The following is a 12,634-nucleotide window of genomic DNA, read 5'->3' on the forward strand; positions in this document are numbered from 1 at the left end:
ATTAATTATGAAATGGAACCGAAAGATCAAAAACAAAGGTAACGCGAGTTAATGCAGTTTAGATGTCGAACAGCTTAATATTCCGAATTGTGTCGGCAAGGTTGTATGGTAAACTCACTTTTGTTAACTCCTATGCTAGGGTAATTTGTAAATAGGAAGACCAGCCATTTGCTGACATTTAAGTATTATAATGAGTCAACTTGATCTTTGTCAGTGAGAAAAAGTGACAAAAAGTGAGAAATAGTAGCAACATCTTGGAGATTGTGATAAAATCTATCCATAGCAATGTGCGCGCACGGTCACAGTGTCATAAACCATGCTGGCACAACCTCAACTCGGACACTACCTTTAAGAGGATTTAACCCATGACTGTGGATGAAGCTCTCGCCATTGTCGAAACAGTATTAGATGATGACGAACAGTTAAACGATGTGCAAGAGCTAATCTTCAAACAGTGCTGGGAAGGCAGGCAGTCTTATGAGGAAATTGCTAAACTTTCTAAATATGATGATGAATACATTAAAGCGGCTGGCTATAAACTCTGGAAGTTACTCTCAGACGCTTTTGACGAAAAAGTAAAAAAAAATAATATTAAAGCAGTTATAAAACGATACTTGCGGCGACATCAAGTGACATTACATCGAACTCAAGTAATTGGAGTTAATCTCAGCGGTGCTAACTTAAGCGGCTCCAGAGTATCATTCGCAAACTTAAGTGAATCAGATTCGTCAACAGATTTGCAGGGTGCAAATATATCTGATAATAAAACGGTATCAGATGAAATTATCAAGGTTGAAGACGCACATAACCAGGGAATTTTGTCGAGCATAAGAGAACGCATTTATCAATGGAATGATTTGCGCTTTCACAGCCAAGAACAAGTAAAAATTGCCGAAGCGCTCGATCGCACAAACACCCTCTTTTTCCCCAACTCCAAAGCCCGCCTCACAACACCCGCAGGCCGACAAAACCAAGAACCAGATTTCCTCATATTTCACCAAGGCAAATGGGGTATTCTGGAAATATGGCATCCCGACACAGAAAAAGATGAAACGCGCGATCGCCTGTTTGCATCTCACGGTATCAGTATCATCCACTATTGCGACGCTAACAGATGCACAGAAGAACCCGATCGCATTGTTCGAGAATTTTTAGACATATTGAGTCAGGGATAGGGCGAGTGGTTTTTTCATAAGGGCGATCGGGCAAACACCGCTCAACTATATTTCCCTGAAGACTCAGCAGCATTAGCCAGCCGCTCCACGCCCGCTCGGACAATTACCGCCAAATCTGCGATCGGCATACATTGAATTTTTTTAAGCAAGTCGTTGGTATTGACAGGTTCCGGCATTGGCTTGCCTTCTAGATGGGCCATTAACTCTTCCATCGTAAAGCCCGCTCTTGCCGCAATCTGCGTCAAATTTTTCGTATCCGGGAGCACTTGTCCTTTTTCCCAATACTGAACAGCAGCCCCAGAGACTCCCAACAGTCTGCCAAAAGCGCTAAAACTCATGGAGCCACGCGCTAGCTTAACAACTTCGCTCAGTTTTTTCCTAGCTTCTGCGTCCACAGTATTAGTCACCAGATAAACACAACTCCTAGTTTACAGATAAATCTATCTAATACTCATTCCCCAGCAGCTTCAGCCGATGCAGCGAATCTATCCGCTACAGCTTTGCCAATTAGCGCCACCTGACTCAGAGGCAAAAACTGAATTTTTTTGACAATATCGTTAATTTCTGGGGCTTGCGAGACTGGATTGCCATCCAAAAAGCTGAGAAACTCTTCCAGCGAATAACCAGCTCTCGCAGCAATTTTAGCCAAGTTTTCCGTTTCTGGAACAGTATCGCCCCTTTCCCACAATTGCACAGCAGTCGCAGAAACCCCCAAAAGCTTGCCAAACGCTCGTTGGCTCATAGAGCCACGGGCCGTTTTGATAATTTCACTAAGTTTTTGTCTATTTTGGATGTTCACGACTTAAAAGCTACTCGACCGTACCTATAAGTAAACTGGTCAGTTTATAAATCATTATCATTTAACGATTGAATCGTTTACTTGTCAGGGTTGACACACAAGTAAGTTTACTCTAAAATTAAAAGTATAAATTTAGTACCGCTGTATCGGAGTACCCCTCACGATTTAGGAGTCCGAAAAAATGACTAATAGACGCACACGCAGGACACGCAAGACAAGCCACACACGCCAGAGCCTTACAGCCTCCGGTTGGCTAAAACCCAAGTGCTGGCAAATCTCCAAAATAGAAGCAGCCGAAGCCCTGAGAATGCCCGTCAACCGCATAGTCAAAGTTTACCCCAAACAACATCAAGTAATAGTTGTTTACCTGAACAAGAAAGGACAAAAATGCAGTTCCTTTTTCAGCTACAGACTATTTGCCAGATGGGAACAAGAGGCGATCGCAGCAATTGCCAGTTGTCGAAACCAGCAAATCCTAGCACCCCTAGAAGTCATTGTACAATACGACCTCGAACATTTCAAATATCCAGTGGCGATCGCCGATGTAATTTGGGAAGCCCTACTCAACCAGATATCCCGCGTAACAAGGGAACTGAGGCTGAGCAAACAATGCGCCTAGCCCCCCATCACTCCATCAATTAGTAGAAGCAGCCAACTCAACCAAACGTTCCTGCTGATCCTGAGAAATGCAAGTTTGAATAATCTCCTCAATATCCCCTTCCAAAACACTATTGAGCGAGAAATTCTCCCCCAAACGGTGGTCCGTAGCCCGATTGTCCTTATAGTTGTAGGTGCGAATCTTCTCCGATCGCGAACCAGTACCAACCTGAGCCAAACGCCGCGACTTCACCTCATCCTGCTGCTCCCGCAACTTCATCTCATAGAGCTTAGCCCGCAAAATCTGCATCGCCCGCTCCTTATTCTGCAACTGACTGCGCTCCTCAGTACAGAAAATCCGAATTCCCGTCGGCTTGTGAAACAAATCCGCCGCAGTTTCCACCTTGTTCACGTTTTGGCCGCCAGCACCGCCCGATCGAGCCGTGCTCATCTCAATATCCTTCGGATCGATGTGAATCTCCACATCGTCAACCTCCGGCATCACAGCCACCGTCGCCGTCGAAGTATGCACCCGGCCGCCAGCCTCAGTCACAGGCACTCGCTGCACCCGGTGTACCCCAGCCTCAAACTTCAGCTTGCTGTAAACGCTGTCGCCCGTAACTTCCAGAATCACCTCTTTAAAGCCGCCCATTTCCGCCAGCGACTCGCTCACCAACTTCACCTGCCAGCCTTGAGTTTGAGCGTAGCGCGAATACAGCCGCAGCAAATCTCCAGCCCAAATACTAGCCTCATCTCCGCCAGTACCCGCCCGAATTTCCAGCATAATATTCTTGTCATCATTCGGGTCACGCGGCAGCAGCAAAACCTTCAAACGACTTTCCAAATTCTCCAGCTTCGCCTCAAGTTCCTGAACTTCCAGCGCAGCCATTTCTTGCATATCTCGATCGCCCGCGGCTTCCTTGAGAACCTGTCGCGCGCCCACCAAATCTTCCTGAGTGGTTTTCCACAGAGCAAAAGTATCGACCACTTCCTCCAAGGACGATCGAGCTTTCGCTACCCGTTGAAACTCTTGATTGTCCCTAGCCACATCCGGGTCAGCCATGCGGCGAGTCAGCTCATTAAAAGTTTGCTCTACCGACTTCAATTTATCCAGCAAATAAGATTCAGCCATTGTCAGTTGTCCTTTGTCAATCGATTTTAGATTTTAGATTTTAGATTTTAGATTTGAAGCACAGTTGGTATAGAATCTCGATCGAACTCAACTGCCAGCCGTAGCAAGTCTTCAATCTCAACTCTCCAATGCGAGGGCGGATCGATTTTAGATTTTAGATTTTAGATTTTAGAACTCAAGAGCAGTTAGGATCGAACTCTACTCGATCGAAGTCAACTGCCAGCCGTAGCAAGTCTTCAATCTAAAATCTAAAATCCGAGGGCGGTAAGTTGCCAGTAGAAAGAACTACTCTCAACAAACTGCGGACAAATGACAATCCGGCTACTTCTTCTTTTTGCCTTTACCAGCAGCCTTAGCAGCATCTGCTTTCGGATCTTCCATTTTCAGCGGTCCAGAGGAAGCATCTGCCTTCGGCATTTCTACCTCGGTCATGCCGTATTTCCGCATAAAGCGCTCCACACGACCTTCAGTATCAATAATCTTCTGAGTGCCAGTATAAAAAGGATGATTTCCCGACCAGACATCAACTTGAAGCTTTGGTCTAGTGGAACCCACAGTCATCACGAGTTCCCCGTTGCAATAAACCTGAGATTCGGGATACCACTCAGGGTGAATGCCATCTTTTGCCATTGTTTTTTACTCTCTAATTTTTGACTTTACAACCATTTTAGCTGCCGCAGGACTTCTAAACCAACAACAGCACCAATTTTGTCTTATACCTTTTGGAACCAGGAATCAGGAATCGGAAATAAACTTGAAAAAAGGCAGATAAAATCTGAATGATTCTTGCCTTTTCTTCCTTCCTTCTTCCTTCTTCCTTCTTCCTTCTTCCGTCAATCCGTCAATCCGAACATCCGTTACATCCGTTAAAAAATCCGTTGCCGAACTTCCATTACATCCGTTACATCCGTTAAAAAATCCGTTGCCGAACTTCCCTCGATTACCGCTTCGAGTATTGAGGAGCTTTGCGAGCTTTCCGCAAACCGTACTTTTTCCGTTCTTTGGCCCGCGGGTCGCGAGTCAAATAGCCCTCAGTCTTCAGAGGCTTGCGGTTGTCCGGGTCTAATTGACAAAGTGCTCTAGCGACACCTAGGCGAATCGAGTCAGCTTGACCTGTCAAGCCACCGCCTTCGACTTTTACCAAAATGTCGTACTCATTTTCCAGACCCAAAGTTTCCAGAGGGGCTTTAGCCAGAGCCAAATAAGTAGGATTGAATTGCAGGTACAAATCCCCCTCTTTACCATTGACAGTCAGTATGCCAGTGCCGGGAACCAAGCGCACCCGCGCTACTGAACATTTGCGGCGACCGGTACCCCAGTACACAGCGCGGCCGGTATCTGTTGCTTGCATTACTCATTTCCTCCCGGAATCGTGTGAACAATTAATTCTTCTGGTTTTTGAGCTTGGTGCGGGTGGTTGGGGCCAGCGTACACCTTCAGTTTAGTAAACAGTTGTCTGCCCAGAGAAGTGTGAGGCAGCATTCCTCGTATAGCTTCTTCGACAATTCTTTCGGGCAAACGTGCTTGCAATTTGGCAAAAGTTTCTGTTTTCATGCCGCCCGGTCTTCCAGAATGGCGGCGGTAGATTTTCTGGGTGCGTTTTTTGCCAGTAACAGCGATTTTGTCAGCATTGATGACAATTACGAAGTCGCCGGTATCCATAGAAGGAGTGTAAGTCGGTTTGTGTTTCCCCCGGAGGTACATGGCAACTTCAGTTGCCAGACGGCCCAGCCGCTGGTCGGCGGCATCGACCACGTACCACTTGTGCTCTAGGGAGTCTTGAGTAGGGACGTAAGTTTTGTTCATTGTTTATGGTGAGTTGTCTATTAACTGTTAACTGTTGTTAGTTGTCAGTTGTCAGTTGTCAGTTGTCAGTTTTTAATTGTTAGTTGTCCTTAGTTTTTTATTAGTAGTTACCTAATGACTAATGACTAATGACTAATGACTAATGACTAATGACTAATGACTAATTTTGGCTGAGTGTCGTACCAGACCTCTGGGGGAAAGGGAAATTCTGAATAGCCAACCCGCAGCAGGCACAAACCTTGAGCGGGGGCGGCATATTTTACCATTTCTCGGCGTTCGTTGACCCAGATATCTGTGAAATTGTCGATCTGCCTTTCCCCTCGACCCACCTGCACCAGCAACCCCACCAGCAGCCGCATCATCCCGTACAGAAACCCGCTTGCCTGAACCTCTATATAGATAAGAGGCCCAGAACGCTGACACTCTGCCGCTTGTACGTCCACCCAGGAATGGGGGCGGGCAGAACCAGCGCGGTGGAAAGCAGCCAGGTGATGCCGCCCGATGAGCGGTGTCAATGCTGTCTGAATCAAAGATTCATCCACAGGAGCGTGATAGCAGTGCCAAGCAAAAGGACGCACAAACAAATTAGGTGTCGGGTCTGTATAAAGGGTGTAGCGATAGCGCCGCCAACTGGCTGAGAACCGAGCGTGCCAGGTAGGTTCCACCTTTGCCGAAGCTCGAATTAAAATATCTTTTGCCAGTCGAGAGTTGAGAACGCTTGCCCAACGGTGAGCCGGAATTGGGCCGTGGGCGTCAAAATGGGCTACTTGAGCAGCAGCGTGAACTCCCGCATCGGTTCTCCCAGCAGCGTGCAGCGTTACCGGGCGTTCCAGAACAGTCGATATTGCTGTTTCAATTTCTTCTTGTACTGTACGTTGGTTCGGCTGTCGCTGCCAACCGTGAAAGTTAGTGCCGAGGTATTGGATTACTAGAGCAACGCGCTGTATCGATTGGGGATTTTCGATTGGGGATTTTGGATTGTCAGTCATAAATCAAAAATCTCCAACCCAAAATTGAATTAAACCAGTTCAACGATCGCCATTTCGGAATTGTCTCCCTGACGGGGGACTGTTCGCACGACGCGGGTGTAGCCGCCGTTGCGCGATCCGTACCGTTCTTGTGCCGCCTCAAACAAGGCGTGTACTAACTGTTTATCGTAGATATAGCCCATAGCTTGGCGGCGAGCGGCCAAGGAGCCATCTTTCGCCAGGGTAATCATCCTGTCCGCCTCTGAGCGCAGCGCTTTGGCGCGGGCTAGAGTGGTAGTGATTTTACCGTGGCGGATTAATTCGGTGGTCAGCGAGCGCAGTAGGGCGCGGCGCTGGTCAGCCGGTTTGCTGAGTTGGGGAACGCGACAGCGGTGACGCATAGCAGTTGGTAATTGGTAATTGGTAATTGGGTGCCGGGATAGTCCGCGAGTTTTGAGCGGTGAATTCTTTAACTTAAAAACTCACCTACTTAAAATTCAAAACTTTTTGACCCGTTACCCGTTGATTAACTTTTAGCTGATTTTTCCTGTGGCAAGGTAATGCCCAAGCGTTTTTGTAAAGCTTCAATCACTTCTTCTGCAGACTTCTGCCCGAAGTTCTTGATCTCGAGCAAGTCTTCTTGGGTATAATCCAATAAGTCTGCGACTGAGTTGATCTGAGCCCGCTTGAGACAGTTGTAAGCCCGGACGGACAACTGCAATTCTTCGATCGGAATTTGGCTAGTAGGATCTGCCTCACCTGGATACTCTGGTTTGAGAGAATCTTGGGTGATGTCTTTGAGAGGTGCAAATAAATCTACCAAAATGTGGGCCGATTGACTCAAAGCTTCTTGAGGAGTCACGCTGCCATCAGTCCAGATTTCCATAATCAGCCGGTCTTTCTCGACCGTGCCGCCTACCCTAGCATCTTCTACGCTGTAGTTGACTCTGCGAATCGGCATAAAGATGGCGTCTATTTGGAGGAAATCCAAAGCCGACCCATCATCGCGACTGCGGTCTACTGCTCGGTATCCGATGCCTTTTTCAATTCTGAATTCCATTTCCAGAACTGAGCCTGGCGAGAGAGTTGCAATGTACTGGGAGCGATCGATCAATTCCACCTCTGAGGGCAAATCGAATCGATCGGCCGTAACGGTGACGGGCCCCTCAATCCGCAACCTGCCGATTTGCGGCTGTTGAGAATGAGTTTTGAGAACCACCTCTTTCATGTTCAGGAGAATTTCTAGAACATCCTCACGTACCCCTTCGATCGTGGCAAACTCGTGATTGACGCCCGCGATTCGGACTGAAGTTACTGCTGTTCCTTCCAAATTTGACAGCAGAACTCGCCTCAGCGCATTCCCAACAGTTGTTCCCTGACCGCGATCGAGCGGTTCCAGGACAAATTTTCCGTACTGACTGCGGTCTTTGTCAGTGTTAGACTCTATACATTCAATTTGAAACTGCGCCACGGAGTGACCTCCCTTTTCCACTTTGGATTTTTGATTTTGGATTTTAGATTGCAGAGCATACCCCTGAACGGATTTCGGATTTTGGATGGACGGGGCAACAGTTAGAACCATTAGTTTTTGACTTTAAGCAGTTAGCCATTATCCAAAATCTAAAATCTAAAATCTCAAATCGTTTTAGACTCTACGCCGCTTGGGAGGGCGACAGCCGTTGTGAGGAATTGGGGTAACATCTCTAATCAGGGTGATTTCCAGTCCCGCCCCTTGCAGCGCCCGGATTGCAGTTTCTCTACCTGCTCCCGGCCCGCTCACCATTACTTCTATTTGGCGCATTCCTTGGTCGTTTGCTCTGCGGGCCGCACTTTCTGCTGCTGTTTGAGCTGCAAAGGGAGTTCCCTTTTTAGCTCCTTTAAAACCGCTGGAACCTGCCGATGCCCAGGATATGACTTCGCCGTTGAGGTCGGTAATAGTTACTATCGTGTTGTTAAAGGTAGACTGGATGTAGCCTACCCCATTGGGTACATTCCGTTTCTGCTTTTTTGCACCAGATTTCTTGCCTGTTTGTTGTCGCGCCATATTAGTCTCTTTAACGTTTCTCTCAACTAATGTCCCGAAGCGCTAGGAGCCAGCAGCCCCCAGCGTATTTTTCCCAAAAAGATGTTACTTCTTGGAAGGTGCCTTTTTCTTGCCCGCAACTGTTCGGCGGACGCCACGACGGGTTCTGGCGTTGGTACGGGTTCGTTGTCCCCGCACCGGCAGACCCAAACGGTGACGCCTACCGCGATAAGTTCCGATGTCCATCAGGCGCTTGATGTTCATTGACTCCCAGCGCCGGAGGTCTCCTTCGATTTGGTATGTGGTCTCTACATGAGCCCGCAGAGCTGTCACGTCTGCCTCTGTTAAATCCTTGACGCGAGTGTCAGGATTTACGCCTGTTGCAGCGATAATTTTTTGGGCCCGCGACAAGCCTATTCCGTAAATGTATGTCAGACCTATTTCGACGCGCTTATCGCGTGGAAGGTCTACCCCGGCAATCCGTGCCACACTTTTTGTCTCCCTAGTTTTCCTGTTTGGCTACAATGTTCAATTAGGATGCACCTGCGTGCAGTGCCCAATCTTCTTTTTTTCTAACCTTGGCGTTGTTTGTGTTTCGGGTTAGTGCATATCACCATCACTCGACCGCGACGGCGGATGACGCGACATTTTTCACAAATTTTTTTGACAGATGCTCGAACTTTCATCTTTCTTCCTGCCTGGAGAACCCCGCTCTAGCGGAGAACAGGCACGCTGGGACTGCCCGTAGAGCGGTGGGAGGAGAGGCTGGGCAAGGTGTAGGCCTCTCCTCGATTAAATTGTATAAAGTGCGGGTTGTTTCATGAAGGAGCCCGCTTGCACCCACTCCCATTGCTGGGTAAAGTTCGCCTGCGCCAGAGTGTAGGCGAGCGATACTTTTACGGTGTAACAATGACTTAACCCGGTACACCGGTGGGTTGTTGACGCCCTTCTCGGCAACACTACAAACGTAGCATTATAGCATAAATTTGACGCTTTTTACCAAATTCTCTCTAATTAAACTTAGAATTAGTTTTTAGAAAGTTTTATCTAAGCCTATTTTTTCCGAAGGCGATAAGTAATCCTGCCTTTGGTCAAGTCGTAGGGAGTCAATTCGACTTTGACGCGATCGCCAGGCAGAATTTTGATGTAGTTGCGGCGGATCTTGCCGGAAATGTGAGCTAGCACGTTAAACCCATTATCTAGGTCAACGCGAAACATCGCATTAGGCAGGGATTCCGTCACTGTCCCTTCCATTTCAATTAAATCTTGCTTAGACAATTTGGTATTTACCTCAACTCTACATTTGATTAACTAGGAGTGTCCCGCTGTTTACCTCAACACCTATTTACTGGTAGGAGTGAAACGGGAAGCGGGGCAAGAATTCGGGCGACTCGATCGACTTCTTGAATCAACCAACCGCTCGCTTTAGCTTTACTTGAGTAAAGTTGTGGCAATTAGTATCGAGTTCAATTCGGTCTCTAGCAACCCTCACAAAACCTGATAGCACAAAAAGCTCCTAGTTAACATATCTTAGCAAAAGCTTGTGAGTAACAAGCTGTATTGAGAGGGTTCAAGAGTCGCGCGAGAGAGCTTGTTGCAGTTCTGCTGTGACTAATTCCATGGCTCGATCGCCATCAACCGCAACTAACTGTTGGCGGCCGCTGTAAAAATCAATCAAAGGTTCAGTTTGCTCGCGATAAACTTGCAATCGGCGGCGGATCGTCTCCTCATTGTCATCCTGACGCCCCCGCGACAGCAGGCGAGCCACCAAAACATTGTCAGGAACGTCCAAATTGACAGCTCTGAGAGCGCAGTCCTTTCCAGACGTACTTCCTTCAACATCGCAGAGCAGTTTGTCAAAAAAAGCTGCCTGCGCGACTGTGCGGGGAAAGCCGTCGAGAATCCAGCCAGCACGAGCATCTGGCTGATTCATACGTTCTTGCACGATGTCCATCAATAACTCGTCAGGAACCAACTCTCCCCGATCCATGTAGGATTGTGCTTTTTGACCCAAGTCAGTTTTGGCAACTACGCAGGCGCGTAGGATGTCACCTGTAGAAATGTGGGGTATTTTCCAGAGAGCTGCTAAGAGCTGAGCCTGAGTTCCCTTTCCTGCCCCTGGAGGCCCCATAAAAATCAATTGCATTACGATTACTTCACCATTCCTTCATATCGCTGGGAGATGACGTAAGTTTGAATTTGCTTAGCAGTTTCGATCGCCACACCTACTAAAATCAGTAGGGAAGTTGCGCCAAAACCTCTAAAAGTTTGCACACCGATCGCGCTTTCTACAGCAGTTGGTACAATAGCAACCAGACCGAGAAAAATCGCTCCCAAGAAAGTCAAACGGTTCAAAACCTTCTCCACATAATCACTCGTTTTCTGACCCGGACGAATTCCAGGAATGCTAGCGCCCATTTTCTTCAAGTTCTGAGACATATCTACGGGGTTTACAATCAACGAAGCGTAGAAATAGCTGAAGAACAGAATCAAAGTTAGATAAAACAGCGCGTAAGCCCAAGGGGCAGGGCCGTTCGGACTCAAAACATTAGCAACTTGAACCAAAAACGGGTTATTGAGAGACTGAGCGAGGAAAGAAGGCACAATCAACACCGAAGATGCAAAAATAATCGGCATCACTCCGCCTTGATTCAAGCGCAGGGGCAGATAACTCCGGCTCTCCCGATAAACTTTGCGGCCGACTTGGCGACGTGCCGAAATAATCGGAATGCGGCGAGTACCTTCCTGAACAAAAACAATCCCAACAATAGTTACCAAAAAGACCAGCAGCAGAACGACTACGCGGCCGACAACTTGCGTGTCCCCGCTTTGAGCCAATTCAAAAGTTTGTCCCAAAGAGCGCGGCAATACCGACACAATATTGATAAAAATCAGGAGCGACGCTCCGTTCCCGATACCTCGTTCCGTCACCACTTCCGATATCCACATCACAAACATTGAGCCGGCTGTCAGAGCCAAAGCAGTTTGTGCTATGAATAAAGGCGCTGGAGATTGAGCAAAAGGGCTGACCCAAATCGCAATGCCAATACTTTGCAGAATTGCCCAGCCTAATGAAACGTAGCGAGTAATTTGAGAAATTTTGCGTCGCCCTGCTTCTCCTTCATTTTTCTGCAAGTCTTCTAAGCTTGGCAGAGCCGCAGTTAGAAGTTGCACAATAATTGAAGCATTAATGTAGGGCAAAATCCCCAACGCGAAAATCCCCAACGCTGACAAGCCGCCTCCGGAAAACAAGTCCAGAAAGCCAATTAAAGGGCTATTTTGGACGTTTTGGGCAAAGGCGACTCGATCAATGCCGGGGACTGGCAAGTGGACACCCAGGCGTACTAAAATCAGTAAGCCAACGGTTACGAGGATGCGGCCTCGCAAACCAGCAGCTTGAGCCATCTGCATGAACGTCTCTTGTGCAGTTGGCGCTTTCTCTCTACTAACGTCCATAGTTACGATTTTGGATTTTAGATTTGGGATTTTCGACTAAATCATTTTCTGATAGCAAGCTTGAGGATTTGAGATTTGGACAGACTCTCAAACCTCAAATCTTCACGCAACTAATTCGCAACTTCCGCCTGCAGCTTCAATTTTGGTGCGAGCACCTGCGGTAAAAGCCGAGGCGCGCACTTGCAAAGGTACATTCAGTTCGCCATCTCCTAAGATTTTCAGCGGCCCGTCGTCTGTGGTGACAATTTTTGCTTGGATCAGAGAGGTGAGAGTAACTTCGGTGTTTGCTGGCAGCGATGCTAATTTACTCACATTAATGGTAGTGTACTCTTTCCGGTTCACTAGAGGGAAGCTTTTCAACTTGGGGAGACGGCGGTAGAGAGGATTTTGACCTCCTTCAAAACCGGGTCTAGTGCCGCTACCGGCTCTAGATTTTTGACCGCGCATCCCTTTGCCGGAGCTCGCGCCTTGACCGGCAGAAATACCTCTGCCCAAGCGTCGGGGGCGCTTTTGGGAGCCTGCTTTGGGTCGGGCGTCTTGCAATCTCATAGTTTTAGTAATTGGTAATTGGTAATTGGTATTTAGAGAGGGGTATGCAGTAGTTTTGAGTGCGTGAGTTTTAAGTTGCGGATTTTTTTATTTTCACCGCAAGCACTTAACACTCAAAACTTACAGTTT

At 47.7% G+C, this 12,634-nt stretch carries 18 protein-coding genes; 2 read left to right on the forward strand and 16 right to left on the reverse strand.

Going from position 1 to position 12,634, the window contains the following annotated elements:
* The first annotated feature begins 365 nt into the window (after positions 1 to 365).
* On the forward strand, positions 366 to 1,175 hold the full coding sequence (locus QUA03_RS12930) for a pentapeptide repeat-containing protein (protein WP_333212622.1): 810 nt from the start codon (positions 366 to 368) through the stop codon (positions 1,173 to 1,175).
* Between the two features lie 41 nt (positions 1,176 to 1,216).
* Here QUA03_RS12930 and QUA03_RS12935 read toward each other — a convergent pair whose 3' ends face one another.
* Both QUA03_RS12935 and QUA03_RS12940 read right to left on the reverse strand, forming a co-directional pair.
* Complete coding sequence (locus QUA03_RS12935) at positions 1,217 to 1,582, reverse strand: helix-turn-helix transcriptional regulator (protein WP_333212623.1); 366 nt, start codon at positions 1,580 to 1,582, stop codon at positions 1,217 to 1,219.
* A 44-nt stretch (positions 1,583 to 1,626) separates the two neighbouring features.
* Positions 1,627 to 1,917 (reverse strand): helix-turn-helix domain-containing protein, encoded by a 291-nt coding sequence (locus QUA03_RS12940; RefSeq protein ID WP_199297830.1) that lies wholly within the window; start codon positions 1,915 to 1,917, stop codon positions 1,627 to 1,629.
* A gap of 238 nt (positions 1,918 to 2,155) precedes the next feature.
* On the opposite strand from QUA03_RS12940, the gene QUA03_RS12945 reads away from it, so the two are divergent.
* A complete protein-coding gene (locus QUA03_RS12945) occupies positions 2,156 to 2,593 on the forward strand; it encodes a hypothetical protein (protein WP_333212624.1) in 438 nt (145 codons plus the stop codon).
* 15 nt (positions 2,594 to 2,608) lie between these two features.
* Here QUA03_RS12945 and prfA read toward each other — a convergent pair whose 3' ends face one another.
* The 14 genes from prfA to rplO form a co-directional block, all read right to left on the reverse strand.
* Positions 2,609 to 3,703 (reverse strand): peptide chain release factor 1, encoded by a 1,095-nt coding sequence (gene prfA / locus QUA03_RS12950; protein WP_333101797.1) that lies wholly within the window; start codon positions 3,701 to 3,703, stop codon positions 2,609 to 2,611.
* A gap of 321 nt (positions 3,704 to 4,024) precedes the next feature.
* Positions 4,025 to 4,333: a 50S ribosomal protein L31 gene (gene rpmE, locus QUA03_RS12955; protein ID WP_333059812.1), complete on the reverse strand. Its 309-nt coding sequence runs from the start codon at positions 4,331 to 4,333 to the stop codon at positions 4,025 to 4,027.
* 310 nt (positions 4,334 to 4,643) lie between these two features.
* On the reverse strand, positions 4,644 to 5,054 hold the full coding sequence (gene rpsI / locus QUA03_RS12960; RefSeq protein WP_106147490.1) for a 30S ribosomal protein S9: 411 nt from the start codon (positions 5,052 to 5,054) through the stop codon (positions 4,644 to 4,646).
* Complete coding sequence (gene rplM, locus QUA03_RS12965; protein WP_015178725.1) at positions 5,054 to 5,509, reverse strand: 50S ribosomal protein L13; 456 nt, start codon at positions 5,507 to 5,509, stop codon at positions 5,054 to 5,056. The genes rpsI and rplM overlap by 1 nt, the downstream gene beginning before the upstream one ends.
* A gap of 146 nt (positions 5,510 to 5,655) precedes the next feature.
* Positions 5,656 to 6,498: a tRNA pseudouridine(38-40) synthase TruA gene (gene truA / locus QUA03_RS12970; RefSeq protein WP_333212626.1), complete on the reverse strand. Its 843-nt coding sequence runs from the start codon at positions 6,496 to 6,498 to the stop codon at positions 5,656 to 5,658.
* Between the two features lie 29 nt (positions 6,499 to 6,527).
* On the reverse strand, positions 6,528 to 6,878 hold the full coding sequence (rplQ, locus tag QUA03_RS12975) for a 50S ribosomal protein L17 (RefSeq protein ID WP_242719721.1): 351 nt from the start codon (positions 6,876 to 6,878) through the stop codon (positions 6,528 to 6,530).
* 125 nt (positions 6,879 to 7,003) lie between these two features.
* A complete protein-coding gene (locus QUA03_RS12980; RefSeq protein ID WP_332958426.1) occupies positions 7,004 to 7,948 on the reverse strand; it encodes a DNA-directed RNA polymerase subunit alpha in 945 nt (314 codons plus the stop codon).
* Between the two features lie 174 nt (positions 7,949 to 8,122).
* Positions 8,123 to 8,521: a 30S ribosomal protein S11 gene (rpsK, locus tag QUA03_RS12985; RefSeq protein ID WP_006634980.1), complete on the reverse strand. Its 399-nt coding sequence runs from the start codon at positions 8,519 to 8,521 to the stop codon at positions 8,123 to 8,125.
* 84 nt (positions 8,522 to 8,605) lie between these two features.
* Positions 8,606 to 8,989, reverse strand: a complete 384-nt coding sequence (rpsM, locus tag QUA03_RS12990) for a 30S ribosomal protein S13 (protein WP_006634981.1) — start codon at positions 8,987 to 8,989, stop codon at positions 8,606 to 8,608.
* A gap of 83 nt (positions 8,990 to 9,072) precedes the next feature.
* Positions 9,073 to 9,186 (reverse strand): 50S ribosomal protein L36, encoded by a 114-nt coding sequence (gene rpmJ / locus QUA03_RS12995; protein ID WP_015178722.1) that lies wholly within the window; start codon positions 9,184 to 9,186, stop codon positions 9,073 to 9,075.
* Between the two features lie 367 nt (positions 9,187 to 9,553).
* Positions 9,554 to 9,778 carry a translation initiation factor IF-1 gene (infA, locus tag QUA03_RS13000; protein WP_006276978.1) on the reverse strand — a complete coding sequence of 75 codons (225 nt, stop codon included), beginning with the start codon at positions 9,776 to 9,778 and terminating at the stop codon, positions 9,554 to 9,556.
* Positions 9,779 to 10,070: 292 nt separating this feature from the next.
* Positions 10,071 to 10,646: an adenylate kinase gene (locus QUA03_RS13005; protein ID WP_333212628.1), complete on the reverse strand. Its 576-nt coding sequence runs from the start codon at positions 10,644 to 10,646 to the stop codon at positions 10,071 to 10,073.
* 5 nt (positions 10,647 to 10,651) lie between these two features.
* Positions 10,652 to 11,956, reverse strand: coding sequence for a preprotein translocase subunit SecY (secY, locus tag QUA03_RS13010; RefSeq protein ID WP_333082087.1), 1,305 nt, complete (start codon positions 11,954 to 11,956; stop codon positions 10,652 to 10,654).
* A 102-nt stretch (positions 11,957 to 12,058) separates the two neighbouring features.
* Positions 12,059 to 12,505 (reverse strand): 50S ribosomal protein L15, encoded by a 447-nt coding sequence (gene rplO, locus QUA03_RS13015; RefSeq protein ID WP_006634984.1) that lies wholly within the window; start codon positions 12,503 to 12,505, stop codon positions 12,059 to 12,061.
* Between the last annotated feature and the right edge of the window lie 129 nt (positions 12,506 to 12,634).

Source organism: Microcoleus sp. S36b_A4 (genome assembly GCF_036700645.1).
GTDB lineage: Bacteria > Cyanobacteriota > Cyanobacteriia > Cyanobacteriales > Microcoleaceae > Microcoleus.